12 protein-coding genes are annotated in these 19,479 nt (G+C 53.2%); 11 read left to right on the forward strand and 1 reads right to left on the reverse strand.

From position 1 onward, the window contains the following. Positions 1-10: 10 nt before the first annotated feature. From ptsP to recD, 11 genes are all read left to right on the forward strand, one after another. Positions 11-2,257: a phosphoenolpyruvate--protein phosphotransferase gene (gene ptsP, locus NNO03_RS10685; protein WP_115642935.1), complete on the forward strand. Its 2,247-nt coding sequence runs from the start codon at positions 11-13 to the stop codon at positions 2,255-2,257. A gap of 190 nt (positions 2,258-2,447) precedes the next feature. Beyond that, positions 2,448-3,323 carry a prolipoprotein diacylglyceryl transferase gene (gene lgt / locus NNO03_RS10690; protein WP_048213109.1) on the forward strand — a complete coding sequence of 292 codons (876 nt, stop codon included), beginning with the start codon at positions 2,448-2,450 and terminating at the stop codon, positions 3,321-3,323. Positions 3,324-3,329: 6 nt separating this feature from the next. Continuing rightward, positions 3,330-4,124 carry a thymidylate synthase gene (gene thyA / locus NNO03_RS10695; RefSeq protein ID WP_005123418.1) on the forward strand — a complete coding sequence of 265 codons (795 nt, stop codon included), beginning with the start codon at positions 3,330-3,332 and terminating at the stop codon, positions 4,122-4,124. A gap of 183 nt (positions 4,125-4,307) precedes the next feature. Beyond that, positions 4,308-4,778 (forward strand): prepilin peptidase-dependent protein, encoded by a 471-nt coding sequence (locus NNO03_RS10700; RefSeq protein ID WP_271449496.1) that lies wholly within the window; start codon positions 4,308-4,310, stop codon positions 4,776-4,778. Further along, positions 4,769-5,332 (forward strand): prepilin peptidase-dependent protein, encoded by a 564-nt coding sequence (locus tag NNO03_RS10705; protein ID WP_271449497.1) that lies wholly within the window; start codon positions 4,769-4,771, stop codon positions 5,330-5,332. The genes NNO03_RS10700 and NNO03_RS10705 overlap by 10 nt, the downstream gene beginning before the upstream one ends. Next, on the forward strand, positions 5,329-5,736 hold the full coding sequence (locus NNO03_RS10710) for a DUF2509 family protein (protein ID WP_271449498.1): 408 nt from the start codon (positions 5,329-5,331) through the stop codon (positions 5,734-5,736). The genes NNO03_RS10705 and NNO03_RS10710 overlap by 4 nt, the downstream gene beginning before the upstream one ends. Beyond that, positions 5,721-6,044, forward strand: coding sequence for a prepilin-type N-terminal cleavage/methylation domain-containing protein (locus NNO03_RS10715; protein ID WP_271449499.1), 324 nt, complete (start codon positions 5,721-5,723; stop codon positions 6,042-6,044). The genes NNO03_RS10710 and NNO03_RS10715 overlap by 16 nt, the downstream gene beginning before the upstream one ends. Before the next feature lie 12 nt (positions 6,045-6,056). After that, positions 6,057-9,425, forward strand: coding sequence for an exodeoxyribonuclease V subunit gamma (gene recC, locus NNO03_RS10720; protein WP_271449500.1), 3,369 nt, complete (start codon positions 6,057-6,059; stop codon positions 9,423-9,425). Positions 9,426-9,603: 178 nt separating this feature from the next. Beyond that, entirely contained in the window at positions 9,604-12,492 is a 2,889-nt protein-coding gene (gene ptrA / locus NNO03_RS10725) for a pitrilysin (protein WP_271449501.1), read from the forward strand. Continuing rightward, positions 12,485-16,030 carry an exodeoxyribonuclease V subunit beta gene (gene recB, locus NNO03_RS10730; RefSeq protein WP_271449502.1) on the forward strand — a complete coding sequence of 1,182 codons (3,546 nt, stop codon included), beginning with the start codon at positions 12,485-12,487 and terminating at the stop codon, positions 16,028-16,030. The genes ptrA and recB overlap by 8 nt, the downstream gene beginning before the upstream one ends. Then, positions 16,027-17,862 (forward strand): exodeoxyribonuclease V subunit alpha, encoded by a 1,836-nt coding sequence (gene recD, locus NNO03_RS10735; protein ID WP_271449503.1) that lies wholly within the window; start codon positions 16,027-16,029, stop codon positions 17,860-17,862. The genes recB and recD overlap by 4 nt, the downstream gene beginning before the upstream one ends. Positions 17,863-17,947: 85 nt before the next feature. On the opposite strand, the gene argA is transcribed toward recD, so the two are convergent. Then, a complete protein-coding gene (argA, locus tag NNO03_RS10740) occupies positions 17,948-19,279 on the reverse strand; it encodes an amino-acid N-acetyltransferase (protein ID WP_271449504.1) in 1,332 nt (443 codons plus the stop codon). Positions 19,280-19,479: the final 200 nt, after the last annotated feature.

Below are 19,479 nucleotides of genomic sequence, written 5' to 3' on the forward strand. Positions count from 1 at the left end.
TACGCAAATTATGCTCACCCGCCTGCGCGAAATAGTCGAAAAGGTGGCCAGTGCCCCACGTCTCAATGAGGCGTTGAATATTCTGGTTACTGACATCTGTCTTGCGATGGATACAGAGGTCTGCTCGGTCTACCTGGCCGATCACGACCGACGCTGTTATTACCTGATGGCGACCCGAGGACTTAAAAAACCACGCGGTCGCACTGTTGCACTGGCGTTTGATGAAGGGATCGTTGGCCTGGTTGGCAGGCTGGCGGAACCTATCAACCTCGCCGATGCGCAAAAACACCCCAGCTTTAAATATATTCCTTCGGTGAAAGAGGAACGTTTTCGTGCGTTCTTAGGCGTACCGATCATCCAGCGGCGCCAGTTATTAGGCGTCCTGGTGGTACAGCAACGTGAGTTGCGCCAGTACGACGAAAGCGAAGAATCTTTTCTGGTTACGCTTGCCACACAGATGGCCGCTATTCTGTCTCAGTCGCAGTTAACCGCGCTATTTGGGCAATACCGGCAAACGCGTATCCGCGCGTTGCCTGCCGCACCCGGTGTGGCGATCGCTGAAGGCTGGCAGGATGCCACGCTGCCGCTGATGGAGCAGGTGTATCAGGCTTCAACGTTGGACCCGGTGCTTGAGCGTGAACGTCTGACTGGCGCACTGGAAGAAGCCGCGAATGAATTTCGCCGCTACAGTAAGCGTTTTGCTGCCGGGGCACAGAAAGAGACGGCGGCAATTTTTGATCTCTATTCGCACCTGCTCTCCGATACCCGTCTACGCCGCGAGTTGTTTGCAGAAGTGGATAACGGCTCGGTGGCCGAGTGGGCGGTTAAGACGATCATTGAGAAGTTTGCCGAACAGTTTGCCGCGCTAAGCGATAACTATCTTAAAGAACGCGCCGGGGATTTGCGCGCCTTGGGGCAGCGTCTGCTGTTCCATCTTGATGACTCTGTTCAGGGACCGAATGCCTGGCCGGAACGTTTCGTGCTGGTGGCGGATGAGCTGTCTGCCACTACGCTGGCGGAACTTCCCCAGGACCGGTTGGTAGGGGTTGTCGTCAGGGATGGTGCCGCCAACTCTCACGCGGCGATTATGGTTCGTGCGCTGGGGATCCCGACCGTAATGGGGGCTGATATCCAGCCGTCTGTGTTGCACCGCCGCACGTTGGTGGTGGACGGTTATCGTGGCGAACTGTTGGTTGATCCGGAGCCGGTATTAATCCAGGAATATCAGCGTCTCATTAGTGAAGAGATCGAACTGAGCCGCCTGGCGGAAGATGATGTTAATCAACCGGCGCAGTTGAAAAGCGGCGAGCGCGTGAAGGTGATGCTCAACGCGGGGCTAAGCCCGGAACATGAAGAGAAGTTAGGTAGCCGAATTGACGGTATCGGGCTGTATCGTACTGAAATCCCGTTCATGCTGCAAAGCGGCTTTCCATCTGAAGAAGAGCAAGTTGCGCAGTATCAGGGCATGCTGCAGATGTTTAACGATAAGCCCGTAACTCTGCGTACGCTGGATGTCGGGGCCGATAAACAACTGCCGTACATGCCCATCAGCGAAGAGAATCCATGCCTTGGCTGGCGGGGTATCCGCATAACGCTCGATCAACCGGAGATCTTTTTGATCCAGGTTCGCGCCATGCTGCGTGCGAATGCGGCAACCGGAAACCTGAGCATTTTACTGCCGATGGTGACCAGTATTGATGAAGTGGATGAAGCGCGACGCCTGATAGAACGTGCCGGACGCGAAGTGGAAGAGATGATCGGCTACGAGATCCCAAAACCACGCATTGGCATCATGCTGGAAGTCCCGTCGATGGTGTTTATGTTGCCGCATTTGGCAAACAGGATCGATTTTATCTCGGTCGGGACCAACGACCTGACCCAGTATATTTTGGCTGTCGATCGGAACAACACGCGCGTTGCCAGCATTTATGACAGCCTGCATCCGGGGATGTTACGTGCGCTGGCGATGATTGCGCAGGAAGCGGAGAAAAGCGGCATCGATTTGCGATTGTGTGGTGAAATGGCGGGCGACCCGATGTGTGTCACCATCCTTATTGGGCTTGGTTTCCGTCATTTATCGATGAACGGGCGTTCTGTAGCACGTGTGAAATACCTGCTGCGCCATATCGATTTTGACGAAGCGCAAACGCTGGCGCAGCGCAGCCTGGAAGCGCAACTGGCGACGGAAGTACGCCATCAGGTGGCGGCCTTTATGGAGCGCCGTGGCATGGGGGGATTGATTCGCGGAGGATTGTAGGCCTGATAAGCGTAGCGCCATCAGGCAATACGGGGGGTAAAGATTACCTATACAGATCTTTTACATCTTCCCGGCATCCGCTGCGATCCCCTTGTGCTATCATTCGCACCTTTGGAGCGCCTGCATTATGCAGGCGCGCTTATCAATTGCTGTCTGACTTCAGCGAAATAACAAGAACTTGTGGTGACAGATGACCAGTAGCTATCTGCATTTTCCGGATTTCGATCCGGTCATTTTCTCAATTGGACCCGTCGCGCTTCACTGGTACGGCATGATGTACCTGGTGGGGTTTATTTTTGCGATGTGGCTGGCGACGCGCCGGGCTAATCGCCCGGGTAGTGGCTGGACCAAAAACGAAGTAGAAAACTTACTTTATGCAGGCTTCCTCGGGGTCTTCCTCGGCGGGCGTATTGGCTACGTGCTGTTCTATAACTTCCCGCTGTTCCTTGATAATCCGCTGTATCTGTTCCGCGTCTGGGATGGGGGCATGTCCTTCCATGGCGGGCTTATCGGGGTGATCCTGGTGATGATTATCTTCGCCAAACGCACCAAGCGTACATTCTTCCAGGTTTCTGATTTTATTGCTCCACTGATTCCGTTTGGTTTGGGCGCAGGTCGTCTGGGTAACTTTATTAACGGTGAACTGTGGGGACGCGTCGACCCGAACTTCAAGTATGCCATGTTGTTCCCTGGCTCCCGTACTGAAGATATTTTATTGCTGCAAACCAACCCACAGTGGCAGTCTATTTTTGACACATACGGTTCTTTGCCTCGCCATGCCTCACAGCTTTATGAGATGGCGCTGGAAGGGGTTGTGCTGTTTATCATTCTTAACCTGTTTATTCGCAAACCTCGTCCGATGGGCTCGGTTTCCGGTCTGTTCCTGATTGGCTATGGCGCATTTCGTATTATCGTCGAATTCTTCCGCCAGCCGGATGCACAGTTTACCGGCACATGGGTCCAGTACATCAGCATGGGGCAGATCCTGTCTATCCCGATGATTGTCGCAGGTATTATTATGATGGTTTGGGCGTATCGTCGCAGCCCGCAGCAACACGTTTCCTGAGGAACCATGAAACAGTATTTAGAACTGATGCAAAAAGTGCTGGATGAAGGCACACAGAAAAACGACCGCACCGGAACCGGAACGCTTTCCATTTTTGGTCATCAGATGCGTTTTAATCTGCAGGAAGGGTTTCCTCTGGTTACGACTAAACGCTGCCATTTACGCTCGATTATCCATGAGTTGTTGTGGTTTTTGCAGGGCGACACCAACGTTGCCTACCTGCATGAAAACAACGTCTCAATCTGGGATGAATGGGCTGATGAGAACGGTAATTTAGGTCCGGTGTACGGCAAACAGTGGCGTGCATGGCCAACACCGGATGGCCGTCATATTGACCAGATCACGACGGTGCTGAACCAGTTGAAAAACGACCCGGATTCCCGTCGTATTATCGTTTCCGCGTGGAACGTAGGCGAACTGGATAAGATGGCGTTGGCACCGTGTCATGCGTTTTTCCAGTTCTACGTGGCGGATGGCAAACTCTCTTGCCAACTGTATCAGCGTTCATGCGATGTGTTCCTCGGTCTGCCGTTCAATATTGCCAGCTACGCCTTACTGGTTCACATGATGGCGCAGCAGTGCGATCTTGAAGTCGGTGATTTTGTCTGGACTGGCGGCGACACGCACCTGTACAGCAACCATATGGATCAAACACATCTGCAGCTTAGCCGTGAGCCACGCGCGTTGCCGAAGTTGGTTATCAAACGTAAACCCGATTCAATTTTCGACTATCGTTTCGACGACTTCGAAATTGAGGGTTACGATCCGCACCCAGGCATTAAAGCACCGGTCGCTATCTGATCGGGGTTAATCCTGTCACAACCGGCGCCTTACGCGTCGGTTTTTTTTGCCTTACATTCCATTCTGCGGCGCTGATTCCTGAAGTTTTGCAACGTGATGCAATACGATAAATATTCTCCGTAGCTTGCCGAAGAAGCTGAATTTCCCTCTCGTTATTAATTTCTCTCACGCCATACTGGCTGCATGAAAAAACAACAAGGCTACACGCTTCTCGAAACCCTGATTGCAATACTGATTGTCGCGGTGCTTGGCGCATCGGGGTTGTACGGTTGGCAGCGCTGGCAACAACAGCAGCGGTTATGGCAAACAGCCAGCCAGGTGCGGGATTACCTGCTGCAATTGCGTGAAGATGCTAACTGGCGCAATCGTGATCACGTCATCAACGTGCTCCGCGAAGGGGGGACATGGTGTCTGGCAAGCTCAGCGACGTCACAAACTTCGTGTCAGCCTGTTTCACCGTTGATATTTACGCCACTCTGGGCTGATGTCGAGATGGCAGAGATAACGCCGTCACTGGCTTTTTTCGGCCTACGTAATACCGCATGGGCCGGGCATATCTATCTGAAGAATGCTGCAGGTGAATGGCGTGTGGTGGTGTCTGGTTGGGGACGAATCAGGCTTTGCGAACGCGGTGAGGCGGATCAATGTCGGTAAGTGAACGTGGTTTTTCACTGCTTGAGGTGCTTATCGCTATGGTGATAAGCAGCATTTTACTCCTCAGCGCTGCGCGATTTTTACCTGCGCTGCAGCGAGAGATTTTGCATAACACTCGTCAGCTAGTGCTTGAAGATGAGCTTTGGCAGCGGATCTATACCGTGGCGAAGCATCTCCAGCGGGCTGGCTATTGTCGGGGAAACTGTATCGGAGAAGGGCTGATGATATCAGCCGCGGGAGACTGTGTGATTGCACGCTGGGATGCCAACAGCAACGGTGTCTGGGAAGATACTCCGGCAAAGGAGGCCGATGTCGTTGGGTTTCGTGTTCAAGATAAGGTGCTGGAAACCTTGCGTGGTGCAACAACCTGCGTGGGAAAAGGTTGGGAGAAAATGACCGATCCGAATTCTATTCAGATTGAGGTATTTCAGGTGGAGCGCCTGAATATTAACGGATTTGCGCCAGTGCTTTCGTTGCACCTGCGCGGGAGAAGCAACGCCGATCCTCAAAAGGTCATTGAGGCATTCTATGGCGTCACAGGATTCAATCTGTGAACCGTGAGCGAGGTGTTTCATCGCTTGCAATGGTGCTTTTACTCCTGGTACTCGGCAGTCTGTTGCTGCAAGGCGTGAGCCGACAGGAGGCGAGTTTTGCGTCGCGGGTGGCAACGGAAAGCCAGTCGCTACAACATCAGGCAGTGGTGCAATCCGCCATGGAATGGGCACGTATGCAGCCCTGGAGTTTGCAGATGGCAACGCAGTGTCGACGCTATACCACGCAGGGGGCGACAGTCTGCCTGCGTGTGCTCGACGACGATCTTGTGCTGCTTATTGCGCAATATGAAGGTATATCGTTATGGCGTCAGGGGATGATTATCGAGGGTACTATCGAATTCTCAGCGCATGGCTGGAGCGATTTCTGCCCGTTAAAGGTGCTGGCGCTATGTCTGATACCCTGAACAGACAGCGTGGTTTTAGCCTGCCGGAAGTGATGTTGGCAATGGTGCTGATGATTATGATCGTGACCGCGCTTTCGGGATATCAGCGGGCGCTGATGAAGAGCTTTTTAGTCAGAAGCCAGCATCAACAATTGTGGCATCACGCCTGGCAGCAAACACAGTTGCATGTGTTTTCACCACCTTTAAACTGGCAAATTAACCGAATGCAGACAACGGTAGCGGGATGTGTCAGCATCAATGTTAAAATTACTTCCCCTCTGGGCAGGCAGGGTCAGATGACACGACTGCACTGCCCAAATCGTCAGTAGTCAGGAGTCGCTATGTTAAGGGTCTACCACTCCAATCGTCTGGATGTGCTGGAAGCGTTGATGGAATATATCGTTGAGCGCGAGCGGCTGGACGACCCCTTTGAGCCCGAGATGATCCTGGTTCAAAGCACCGGTATGGCGCAGTGGTTGCAAATGACTCTGGCACAGAAGTTTGGTATTGCCGCTAACATTGATTTCCCGCTGCCAGCGAGTTTTATCTGGGATATGTTTGTGCGCGTATTGCCGGATATCCCAAAAGAAAGCGCATTCAGCAAACAGAGCATGAGCTGGAAGCTGATGACGCTGCTCCCCCAATTGCTGAATAACGATGAGTTCGCACTGTTACGCCACTATCTCACCGACGACACAGACAAACGTAAGCTGTTTCAGCTTTCATCACGCGCCGCGGATTTGTTCGACCAGTATTTAGTCTACCGTCCTGAATGGCTGACGCAGTGGGAGGCGGGGCAGCAGGTGGAAGGATTAGGGGATGCTCAGGCCTGGCAAGCGCCATTGTGGAAAGCACTGGTGGAATACACGGCTGAACTGGGACAGCCACGCTGGCATCGTGCCAATTTATATCAGCGGTTTATTCAGACCCTGGAAAGTACGTCTGACTGCCCACAAGGCTTACCCTCGCGCGTCTTTATCTGTGGTATCTCCGCGCTACCGCCCGTGTATCTGCAGGCATTACAAGCGCTGGGTAAGCACATTGATATTCATCTGCTTTTTACCAATCCCTGTCGTTACTACTGGGGAGATATTAAAGACCCCGCTTATCTGGCTAAACTGTTGGCGCGTCAGCGTCGGCATAGCTTTGAAGAACGACATTTACCGCTGTTTCGCGATAGTCAGAATGCTGAAGGACTGTTTAACAGCGATGGTGAGCAGGATGTGGGGAATCCGATGTTGGCCTCATGGGGAAAACTCGGACGTGACTACATATATCTGCTTTCGGAACTGGAAAACAGCCAGGAGCTGGATGCGTTTGTCGATATCATCCCTGATAACCTTTTGCATAATATTCAGTCAGATATTCTTGAGCTAGACAGTCGGGCTGTGGCGGGAGTCAGTCTGGAGGAGTATTCACGTAGCGACAATAAACGGTTGCTTGAGCCGAATGATACTAGTGTGACGTTCCATGTCTGTCATAGCCCACAACGCGAAGTGGAAATACTCCACGACCGGTTGCTGGCAATGCTGGAAGCGGACCCAACGCTGACGCCGCGCGACATCATCGTGATGGTGGCGGATATCGACAGCTACAGTCCATTTATTCAGGCTGTCTTTGGCAGTGCACCGGCCGACCGTTACCTGCCGTATGCTATTTCCGATCGCCGAGCGCGTCAGTCTCACCCCGTGTTACAGGCGTTCATTAGCCTGCTTTCGCTACCGGATAGCCGCTTTGTTTCGGAGGATGTGCTGGCATTACTGGATGTGCCTGTGCTGGCTGCGCGTTTCAACATCAATGAAGAAGGGCTGCGCTATCTTCGTTTGTGGGTCAATGAGTCTGGAATTCGCTGGGGCATTGATGATGACAACGTGCGCGAACTCGCGCTTCCCCCAACTGGCCAGCATACCTGGCAATTTGGTTTAACACGTATGCTGCTGGGCTATGCGATGGAAAGCGCACAGGGTGAGTGGCAGTCGGTATTGCCCTATGATGAGTCCAGTGGTTTGATTGCCGAGTTAGTCGGGCATTTGGCCTCGCTGCTAATGCAGCTTAATCTCTGGCGCCGGGAGCTGGCAGTAGAGCGTCCGTTGGCGGTGTGGCTGCCTGTTTGTCGCGAAATGCTGAATGATTTCTTCCTGCCGGATGCTGATACCGAAGCCGCGATGACGCTGATTGAACAGCAGTGGCAGGCCATTATTGGCGAAGGTTTGGGAGCCGAGTATGACGGTGCCATACCGCTTTCGTTGTTGCGTGATGAGCTGGCACAGCGACTCGATCAGGAACGAATCAGCCAGCGTTTCCTGGCCGGGCCTGTCAATATCTGTACGCTGATGCCGATGCGCTCCATTCCTTTCAAAGTGGTGTGTCTGCTTGGTATGAACGATGGCGTTTATCCGCGCCAGCTTGCGCCGCTGGGCTTTGATCTGATGAGCCAAAAACCGAGGCGTGGTGACCGAAGCCGCCGTGATGATGACCGCTATCTGTTCCTGGAAGCGCTGATTTCGGCGCAGCAAACGCTCTATATCAGCTATATCGGCCGCTCAATCCAGGATAACAGTGAGCGCTTCCCGTCGGTGCTGGTGCAGGAACTTATGGATTACATTGGGCAAAGCCACTATTTGCCGGGCGATGAATTACTCACTAGCGATCAAAGCGAAGCGAAAGTAAAAGCGCACATTACCCGTTTACATACCCGTATGCCCTTTGATGCTCAAAACTATCTGCCTGGTGAGCAGCAAAGTTATGCGCGCGAGTGGTTGCCTGCGGCAAGCCTGTCAGGTAAAGCGCATACGGACTTTGTCCAGCCGCTCCCCTTTGAAATGCCTGAAACCCTGACGCTGGATACGCTACAACGCTTTTGGGCTCATCCGGTGCGGGCGTTTTTCCAGATGCGCCTGAGGGTAAATTTCCGCTCTGAAGAGAGCGAGATCCCGGAAACTGAACCCTTTATCCTTGAAGGGCTTAGCCGCTATCAGCTTAATCAGCAGTTGCTTAACACGCTGGTCGAAGAACACGATGCAGAACGTTTGTTCCGCCGCTTCCGCGCTGCGGGGTCGCTTCCCTATGGTGCATTTGGCGAGATTCTCTGGGATACACAACACCAGGAGATGCAGTCGCTGGCTGAGCGCATTATTGCCTGTCGTCAGCCCAGCCAAAGCATGGAAATTGACCTGACCTGTAATGGTGTACAAATTACGGGTTGGCTCCCGCAGGTACAAGAAGACGGATTGTTGCGCTGGCGCCCATCTCTGATAAGCGTTTCGCAGGGTGTGCAACTTTGGCTGGAACATCTTGTCTATTGTGCCAGTGGCGGCACGGGAGAAAGCCGGTTGTTCTTGCGTAAAGACGGTGAGTGGCGTTTCCCTCCGCTGGAAGTTGAACAGGCGTTACAGTATCTGTCGCAACTTATTGAGGGATATCGGGAAGGCATGTCATCACCGCTACTGGTATTACCGGAAAGTGGTGGGGCGTGGATAAAAACCTGTTATGACGCCGTAAATGATGCCATGTTAGATGACGATGATACGTTGCAAAAAGCGCGCAGTAAGTTTTTGCAGGCCTATGAAGGCAATATGATGGTCCGTGGTGAAGGTGATGATATCTGGTATCAACGCCTGTGGCGTCAACTGGAACCTGAAACTCTGGAGACTATTGTTTTACAGTCTCAACGTTATCTGTTACCGATTTTTCGATTTAATCAGTCGTGACGATTGTATAAAAATTGCGCAATTTGATGGCTTCCACTATGATGCGCTTTCTGTCACGGACTGATTCTTACAAAGAGAAGAGGCTGACGCGTTCAGCACAGAGTCTTGCCCTGTTCAGACCACGCTAAATGCGTTGTTTGCAGTGAACAGGTGAATACGTTAATGATGAGGTTTGTGAATGCCCCGCAGCACCTGGTTCAGCGCATTACTGTTGTTCGTCGCCTTTTGGGCACCCGTAAGTCAGGCAGATACCGGTTGGCAGCCTTTAGCTGAAACCATCCGTAAAAGCGATAAAGATACCCGCCAGTATCAGGCTGTGCGCCTTGATAATGGCATGGTCGTGTTGTTGGTATCCGATCCTCAGGCCGTGAAATCCCTCTCTGCACTGGTGGTGCCTGTCGGCTCGCTGGAAGATCCGGACGATCATCAGGGGCTGGCACATTACCTTGAACACATGTGTCTGATGGGGTCGAAAAAATACCCACAGCCGGACAGCTTGGCCGAGTTTCTGAAAATGCACGGCGGTAGCCATAATGCCAGCACTGCGCCTTACCGCACCGCTTTCTATCTTGAAGTCGAAAATGACGCGCTGGTCGGGGCGGTAGATCGTCTGGCGGATGCGATTGCCGATCCGTTGCTGGATAAAAAATATGCCGATCGCGAGCGAAATGCCGTTAATTCTGAGCTGACGTTGGCGCGTACCCGAGACGGTATGCGTATGGCACAGGTGAGTGCGGAGACGATCAACCCGGCGCACCCTGGTTCGCGCTTCTCCGGCGGAAATCTGGAAACGTTGAGCGATAAGCCGGGTAACCCGGTGTTGAAAGCGTTACTGACATTCCATGAAAAGTACTACTCCGCTAACCTGATGAAGGCGGTGATTTACAGCAATAAACCGTTGCCAGAGTTGGCGAAGATAGCTGCTGACACCTTTGGACGCGTGCCAAACAGAAATATCGAAAAACCGGAAATAACCGTCCCGGTTGTCACCGACGCGCAAAAGGGCGTCATCATCCACTATGTTCCCGCGATGCCGCGTAAAGTGCTGCGCGTTGAGTTTCGTATCGATAACAACAGCGCACAGTTCCGCAGCAAAACCGATGAGCTGGTGACCTACCTGATTGGTAATCGCAGCCCGGGAACGTTGTCTGACTGGTTGCAAAAGCAGGGATTAGTTGAGGGCATTCGTGCGGACTCCGATCCTGTCGTTAATGGCAACAGCGGTGTGTTAGCGATTTCCGCGACGTTAACCGACAAAGGGTTGGCAAATCGAGATGAGGTTGTTGCCGCAATTTTTAGCTATCTCAATCTGTTACGTGAAAAAGGTGTCGATAAACGCTATTTTGACGAGCTGGCGCACGTGCTGGATCTCGACTTCCGTTACCCCTCTATCACCCGTGATATGGACTACGTTGAATGGTTGGCGGATACCATGATCCGTGTTCCCGTGGAACATACGCTCGATGCAGTAAACATTGCCGACCAGTACGATGCCAAAGCCGTTGAGCAACGGCTAGCGATGATGACGCCGCAGAATGCGCGCATCTGGTATATCAGTGAGAAAGAGCCACACAATAAAACCGCTTATTTTGTCGATGCGCCTTATCAGGTAGATAAAATCAGTGAGAAAACATTCGCCGACTGGCAGAAAAAAGCGCAGGGCATTGCGCTGTCGTTGCCGGAGCTGAACCCGTATATTCCAGATGATTTCACGCTGATTAAGACGGATAAAAAATATGCTCATCCGGAGCTGATCGTTGATGAGCCTGATTTACGCGTGGTGTATGCCCCGAGTCAATATTTTGCCAGCGAGCCAAAGGTTGATGTCAGCGTGATACTGCGTAACCCGAAAGCGATGGACAGTGCCAGAAACCAGGTCTTATTCGCCCTGAACGATTATCTGGCGGGTATTGCACTCGACCAGTTAAGTAACCAGGCCGCAGTGGGTGGTATTGGTTTTTCTACTAACGCTAATAACGGGCTGATGCTCAATGCCAATGGCTATACTCAGCGTTTGCCACAGCTTTTTCAGGCGCTGCTGAGCGGTTATTTCAGTTACACCTCAACAGATGAACAGCTGGAACAGGCGAAATCCTGGTATGCCCAGATGATGGACTCTGCGGAGAAAGGCAAAGCCTACGATCAGGCGATCATGCCGGTTCAGATGCTGTCCCAGGTACCGTACTTTTCACGTGATGAACGGCGTGAGCTGTTGCCATCTATTACGTTGAAAGAAGTGATGGCCTACCGTGACACCTTAAAAGCCGGTGCGCGTCCCGAATTCCTGGTGATCGGCAATATGAGTGAAACTCAGGCAAAAACCATGGCTCGGGATATCCAGAAGCAGCTTGGTGCGAATGGCTCACAGTGGTGCCGAAACAAAGATGTTGTGGTAGACAAGAAGCAGTCAGTCATCTTTGAAAAAGCGGGCAGTAGTACGGATTCAGCGCTGGCGGCGGTGTTTGTACCCACCGGCTATGACGAGTACACCAGCTCGGCTTACAGCGCGATGTTAGGACAGATTGTTCAACCGTGGTTCTACAATCAACTGCGTACTGAAGAGCAATTAGGTTATGCCGTCTTTGCTTTCCCAATGAGCGTTGGCCGCCAGTGGGGAATGGGCTTCCTGTTGCAAAGCAGTGACAAGCAACCGTCCTATCTCTGGGAACGCTATAAGGCATTTTTCCCGACGGCGGAAGCGAAGCTGCGGGCGATGAACGCTGATGAGTTTGCACAAATTCAGCAGGCGATCATCGCGCAAATGCTGCAGGCTCCGCAAACTTTGGGGGCCGAAGCCTCTCAGTTAAGCAAAGATTTCGATCGCGGCAATATGCGCTTCGATTCACGTGATAAAATCGTGGCTCAGATTAAACTGCTGACGCCGCAAAAGCTTGCCGACTTCTTCCATCAGGCGGTGGTTGAGCCGCAAGGCATGGCGATACTGTCACAGGTTTCCGGTAGCCAGAATGGGAAAGCAGAATATGTGCACCCGGAAGGCTGGAAAGTGTGGCAGACCGTCAGCGCGTTGCAGCAAACCTTACCCCTGATGAGTGAAAAGAATGAATGATGCCGCTGAGCCCCTTGATCCCCTACGCTTGCCCCTGACGGGCGAGCGTCTGATTGAAGCCTCCGCAGGCACCGGTAAGACCTTTACCATCGCCGCCCTGTATTTACGTTTACTGCTTGGACTGGGCGGCCCTGCCGCCTTTCCTCGTCCTCTGACTGTTGAAGAGCTGCTCGTGGTTACTTTCACAGAAGCTGCGACAGAAGAGCTGCGAGGTCGAATTCGTAGCAACATTCATGAACTACGCATCGCCTGCCTGCGTGAAACCACGGATAACCCGCTCTACGCTCGTTTGTTGGAAGAAATCGCCGATAAAAAGCAGGCCGCACAGTGGTTGTTATTGGCTGAAAGGCAGATGGATGAAGCCGCGGTGTTTACCATCCACGGTTTTTGTCAGCGCATGCTTAGTCTGAATGCCTTTGAGTCAGGCATGTTGTTTGAACAGCAGTTGATTGAGGATGAGTCGCTGCTGCGCTATCAGGCCTGCGCAGACTTCTGGCGTCGACATTGTTACCCGCTGCCTCGCGACATTGCACAGGTTGTTTTTGAAACGTGGAAAGGTCCACAGGCGCTGCTGAGGGATATCGATCGCTACCTGCAGGGTGAATCCCCGGTGATTAAAGCGCCACCGCCAGCCGATGAAACGCTGGCAGCCCGGCACGAAAAAATTCTGGCGCGTATCGACCAGATTAAGCAGCAATGGCGAGATTCCGTTGCTGAACTGGACGGTTTACTGGAAGCATCCGGGATCGACAGACGTAAATTTAATCGTGGTAATCAGGGAAAGTGGATCGAAAAGATCAGCGCCTGGGCACAGGAAGAAACCCGAAGCTACCAGCTTCCTGACGCACTGGAGAAATTCTCTCAGCGTTTTCTGGAAGACCGCACCAAAGCTGGTGGTGTAACCCCTCAACATCCGCTGTTTGTCGCGATTGATGAACTGCTGAGTGAACCGCTGACAATCCGCGATCTGGTGATCACCCGGGCATTGTCGGAAATCCGCGAGACGGTTGCACAGGAGAAACGCCGACGCGGTGAGCTTGGTTTTGACGATATGCTCAGTCGCCTGGACGCGGCGCTGCGTAGCGAAAGCGGCGATGCGCTGGCGGCGGCCATTCGTACCCGTTTCCCGGTGGCGATGATTGATGAATTCCAGGATACCGACCCGCAGCAATACCGTATTTTCCGCCGTATCTGGCAGCATCAACCGGGTACAGCGTTGTTGCTGATAGGCGATCCTAAACAGGCTATTTACGCCTTTCGTGGCGCGGATATTTTTACCTACATGAAGGCGCGTAGCGAAGTCAGCGCGCACTATACGCTTGATACTAACTGGCGTTCGGCCCCTGGCATGGTTAACAGTGTCAATACGTTGTTCAGCCAGATGAGCGACGCTTTTATGTTCCGCGAAATCCCTTTTAGCCCGGTGAGGTCCGCAGAGAAAAATCAGTCGCTACGGTTTGTGCTGGAAGGGGAAACGCAGCCGGCGATGAGTATGTGGCTGATGGAAGGGGACAGTTGCGGTGTGGGTGATTATCAGAACTTTATGGCCCAGGTGTGTGCGACACAAATTCGCGATTGGCTTAAAGCCGGGCACTCTGGCGAAGCGTTGCTGGTCAGCGGTAAAACGTCCAGGCCGGTACGCGCGTCTGATATCAGCGTACTGGTGCGCAGCCGTCAGGAGGCGGCGCTGGTACGCGATGCGTTGACGCAACTGGCCATCCCATCGGTGTATCTTTCTAACCGTGACAGCGTCTTTGATACGCTGGAAGCCCAGGAACTGCTGTGGGTTCTGCAGGCAGTGATGACGCCGGAGCGTGAAAATACGCTGCGTAGTGCGTTGGCAACCTCAATGATGGGATTGAATGCGCAGGATATTGAAGCGCTGAATACTGACGAAAAAGCCTGGGATGCGGTTGTTGAGGAATTTGATAGCTACCGACAGATCTGGAATCGACGCGGCGTGATGCCCATGCTGCGCGCGCTGATGTCCGCTCGCCATATTGCGGAAAACCTGTTGGCAACGGCAGGGGGCGAACGCCGTCTGACCGACATTTTGCATATCAGCGAGCTGTTGCAGGAGGCGGGGGCGCAACTGGAAAGCGAGCATGCGCTGGTACGCTGGTTATCGCAACATATTCTGGAGCCCGACAGCAATGCGTCCAGCCAGCAGCTCAGGCTGGAAAGTGATAAGCATCTGGTCAAAATCGTCACTATCCATAAATCGAAAGGGCTGGAATATCCACTCGTCTGGCTGCCGTTTATCACGAATTTTCGCGTCCAGGATCAGGCGTTCTATCACGATCGCAGTTCGTTTGAAGCCGTGCTGGATCTCAGCGAAGCGGATGAAAGCGTTGAACTGGCAGAGGCTGAACGTCTGGCAGAAGACTTGCGCTTGCTTTACGTCGCGCTCACCCGCTCGGTCTGGCACTGTAGTCTTGGCGTGGCACCGTTGGTGCGCCGTCGGAGCGATAAGAAAGGTGATACCGATGTGCATCAAAGTGCTCTTGGTCGCCTGTTGCAACGGGGTGAACCAATGGATGCCGCAGGTTTGCGTAGCGCTATTGAGGCGCTGTGCGGTGAGGATATCGCCTGCCTGACGCCGAATGAACCGGATGGAGAGCGCTGGCAGGTTGTACAGCCTGCCAGTTCTACGTTGAATGCAAAAATGCTGCAACGAACGCCTGGTGACAGTTGGCGTGTTACAAGCTATTCCGGTCTGCAACAGCGTGGGCATGGTATTGCACAGGATCTGATCCCACGCCTGGATATCGACGCGGCAGGTGTTGGTGAAACCATTGAGGAATCGGGCCTTACGCCACACCAGTTTCCTCGCGGCGCGTCACCGGGGACATTTTTGCATAGCTTGTTTGAAGATCTGGATTTCACCCAGCCGGTTGAGCCAATGTGGGTACAAGAAAAGCTTGCGCTTGGCGGATATGACGCGCACTGGGAGCCCGTTCTGACGCAGTGGCTGGATACTATTTTGCATGCGCCGCTCAATGAAACCGGTGTGAGTTTGAGCGATCTTTCTGCGCGTGAAAAACAGGTGGAGATGGAGTTTTACCTGCCGATTTCGCAACCGCTGGTGGCCGACCAGCTCGATGCAGTGCTCCGTAAATACGATCCTCTTTCGGCTGGCTGCCCGCCGCTGGACTTTATGCAGGTACGCGGCATGCTGAAAGGGTTTATTGACCTGGTGTTCCGCCACCAGGGGCGGTATTACCTGCTCGACTACAAGTCAAACTGGCTGGGTGAAGACAGTTCTGCGTATACCCAGCAGGCAATGGCCTCAGCCATGCAGGCGCACCGCTACGATCTGCAGTATCAGTTGTATACCCTGGCGCTGCACCGTTATCTGCGTCATCGCATCGCTGATTATGACTATGAACACCATTTTGGCGGCGTTATCTATCTTTTCCTGCGCGGCGTCGACGGCAACGATCCGCAGCAGGGAATTTACGCCACCCGACCCAATGGGGAATTGATCGCGTTGATGGACGAGATGTTTGCCGGTGCGGCTCTGGAGGAGATGCAATGACAATCCAGAAACGATTGCTGGAGGCCGTAGAGCAAAAACAGCTCCGTCCTCTGGATGCACAGTTTGCGCTGGCGGTTGCAGGAAATGACAACCCTGCCGTTACGCTGGCGGCGGCTCTGCTCAGCCGTGACGCGGGCGAGGGGCACGTTTGCTTACCGCTTTCCCGACTATCTTTACGCGAAGATGCCCATCCACTGTTGAGCGCCTGGCTGTGCGAGGCCGGTGAACCGGAAGATTGGTCGGAATGCCTGCTGGCCTCCGCTGCGGTAAGTCACGGCGAACAGCCAACGCCGCTGGTGTTATATGACAATCGCCTGTATTTGAACCGTATGTGGAATAACGAACGCGCGGTGGCCCGTTTTTTCAGTGAGGTAAACCAGGCCATTGAGGTGGATGAGCCTCGGTTGATCCGCACGCTGGAAGCGCTCTTCCCGCCATCGGAAGGCGTGAACTGGCAAAAAGTGGCGGCTGCTGTGGCGCTGACCCGCCGTATATCGGTGATCTCCGGGGGACCTGGCACCGGTAAAACGACAACGGTAGCCAGACTGCTGGCAGCATTGATACAGATGGCGGAGGGGGAGCGTTGTCGCATCCGTCTGGCAGCACCGACGGGAAAAGCGGCAGCACGTCTGACGGCATCGCTGGGGGCGGCACTGCGTGAGTTACCGCTGACCGATGAGCAAAAGAAACGTATTCCTGATGATGCCAGCACGCTGCACCGGTTGTTAGGTGCACAGCCAGGCAGCCAGCGTCTGCGCCATCATGCGGGTAATCCGCTGCATCTGGACGTGCTGGTGGTGGACGAAGCTTCCATGATTGATTTGCCCATGATGTCGCGCCTTATCGATGCACTACCGCAGCACGGACGGGTGATTTTTCTGGGTGATCGTGACCAGCTTGCTTCTGTCGAGGCGGGGGCCGTGCTGGGAGACATTTGTGCATTTGTGAATGACGGATTTACCCCGGAACGTGCCAAACAACTCAGTCGGCTGACCGGTAGTCCCATTCCAGCGGGAACCGGAACTCAGGCCGCGTCTTTGCGTGACAGTTTATGCTTGCTGCAAAAGAGTTACCGTTTTGGCAGTGATTCTGGCATCGGTCAACTGGCTGCGGCCATTAATCGGGGTGACAAGGCCGCGGTTAAAACCGTTTTCCAACAGGGATTCGGTGATATCGAAAAGCGTACGCTTAATAGCAGCGAAGATTACACCGCGATGCTGGATGAAGCCCTGGCGGGGTATGGTCGCTACCTGGATTTACTGCGTGAAGGGGCTGCGCCGGACACCATTATTCAGGCCTTCAATGATTATCAGTTGCTGTGTGCACTGCGCGAAGGTCCATTTGGCGTTGGCGGATTGAATGAGCGCATTGAGCTTGCGATGGTGCAAAAACGTAAAATTTACCGATTTGCACACTCTCGCTGGTATGAAGGGCGACCGATAATGATTGCGCGTAATGACAGTTCGCTGGGGCTGTTTAACGGTGATATCGGCATCGCGCTCGATCGTGGTGATGGTTTACGCGTGTGGTTTGCATTACCTGATGGCTCTATCAAGTCGGTGCTGCCTGGCCGTTTGCCGGAGCATGAAACGACCTGGGCGATGACAGTACACAAATCACAGGGTTCTGAGTTCGACCATGCGGCGTTGATTTTGCCCAGCCAGCATTCGCCAGTTGTTACCCGAGAGTTGGTGTATACCGCAGTGACCCGTGCCCGCCGCCGCTTGTCACTGTATGCCGATGAGCGGATTTTGAGTAGCGCCATTGCCACGCGCACTGAACGACGTAGCGGATTGTCAGCATTATTTAATGACGGCCTGCAGTGTGCCTGATGGCGACGCTAACGCTTCTTATCAGGCCTACGGTGCCAGCGAGGTAGGCCGGATAAGGCATTTATGCCGCATCCGGCAATGACTACTATCCCAGATCCGCCATCAATACTTTTGACCGCCGCTGATAGTTGTACATCTCTTTTTTGCTTTCCGGCAGCAGATCGATATCGACTGGCGTGAAGCCGCGCTCCTGGAACCAGTGAATGCTGCGCGTCGTCAGCACGAACAGCTTGCTGAGCCCCATTTGTCTGGCCTGCACAGCGATCCGCTCCAGCAAAACTTCACCGCGGGATGAGCTACGGTAGTCCGGATGCACTGCCACGCACGCCATTTCGCCAATCTTCTCCTCCGGAAAAGGGTACAGGGCTGCACAGGCAATGGTCAGATTATCGCGCTGAATTATGGTGAACTTATCGATCTCCATTTCCAGTTGTTCACGGGAGCGACGTACCAGAATACCTTGCTGTTCCAAAGGACGAATCAATTCAAGAATGCCGCCAATATCGTTAATGGTGGCGCGACGGATCTGCTCGGCGCTTTCCATCACGATTTGCGTACCGATCCCATCGCGGGAGAACAGTTCTTGTAACAACGCGCCATCTTCCTGATAGCTAATCAGGTGACAACGGCGCACACCGCTACGACAGGCTTTAACGGCACCGCGCAGGAAACGCACCGTACCGGAGCTGTAATCACCTTTCTCTTCCTGTGACTCAACACGCGCTTGCGCTTCGTTGGGAAAGAGTTCGGAAACAATATCGCCATTATCGTTAGTCACCCCTTGAGAGGAGCAAAAACCGATCATTTTCTCTGCTTTCAGTTTGATCGCCAACTGGGTGGCGACCTCTTCGGACGTCAAGTTAAAGCTCTCGCCGGTCACGGAAACGGCGACCGGGCCCAGCAGAACAATAGCACCGCTGTCCAGTTGACGGTGAATTGCTTCTTCATCAATTCGACGAATACGTCCGCTATGGCAGTAATCAACACCGTCATCCACACCCAACGGTTGCGAGATAATAAAATTACCGCTGACCACATTGATGTGTGCGCCCTGCAAAGGCGTATTGTTCAGACTCATCGACAGGCGGGCGGTAATATCAAGTTGAAGCAAACCCGCAGCCTGCTTGACCAGCTCCAGGGTTTTGGCGTCGGTAACGCGCGTATTTTTGTGATACACCGGTTCATGGTGATGCGCGGCCAGATTGGCATCAATCTGCGGCCGTGCGCCATAGACTACGACAAGGCGAATGCCGAGGCTATGAAGGAGACCAATGTCATTGACGATACTGGAAAAGTTTTCATGCTCGATGGCTTCGCCGCCCAGCATAATGACAAACGTTTTTCCCCGATGGGTATTGATATAGGGAACAGAATGGCGGAATCCCTGTACCAGTTCGGTTCTACGTTCCTTCACCACGGCACACCCTCATTGCATGATTATTCGTAATTAATGTATTTTTATTCTGTTTCTGCCCTGTGTGCAAGCGTAATTTTTACCCCAGCCGAAGATTTTCTTCAGTAATACCGTGAATATAAAAACAATGTTTACCCTTTTATTGATGACAGATTATGCGTCATTCGCTAAAGTTTCCGGTCAATTCGGACGTTTTACGTATT

The organism is Citrobacter sp. Igbk 16, from assembly GCF_028069755.1.
Taxonomy (GTDB): Bacteria; Pseudomonadota; Gammaproteobacteria; order Enterobacterales; family Enterobacteriaceae; genus Citrobacter.

Coding starts and splice junctions, on each gene's coding strand:
- NNO03_RS10705 (WP_271449497.1), top strand. CDS start 4,769: ATGTCGGTAAGTGAACGTGGTTTTTCACTGCTTGAGGTGCTTATCGCT.
- NNO03_RS10700 (WP_271449496.1), top strand. CDS start 4,308: ATGAAAAAACAACAAGGCTACACGCTTCTCGAAACCCTGATTGCAATA.
- ptsP (WP_115642935.1), top strand. CDS start 11: ATGCTCACCCGCCTGCGCGAAATAGTCGAAAAGGTGGCCAGTGCCCCA.
- recC (WP_271449500.1), top strand. CDS start 6,057: ATGTTAAGGGTCTACCACTCCAATCGTCTGGATGTGCTGGAAGCGTTG.
- recB (WP_271449502.1), top strand. CDS start 12,485: ATGAATGATGCCGCTGAGCCCCTTGATCCCCTACGCTTGCCCCTGACG.
- recD (WP_271449503.1), top strand. CDS start 16,027: ATGACAATCCAGAAACGATTGCTGGAGGCCGTAGAGCAAAAACAGCTC.
- ptrA (WP_271449501.1), top strand. CDS start 9,604: ATGCCCCGCAGCACCTGGTTCAGCGCATTACTGTTGTTCGTCGCCTTT.
- lgt (WP_048213109.1), top strand. CDS start 2,448: ATGACCAGTAGCTATCTGCATTTTCCGGATTTCGATCCGGTCATTTTC.
- NNO03_RS10715 (WP_271449499.1), top strand. CDS start 5,721: ATGTCTGATACCCTGAACAGACAGCGTGGTTTTAGCCTGCCGGAAGTG.
- thyA (WP_005123418.1), top strand. CDS start 3,330: ATGAAACAGTATTTAGAACTGATGCAAAAAGTGCTGGATGAAGGCACA.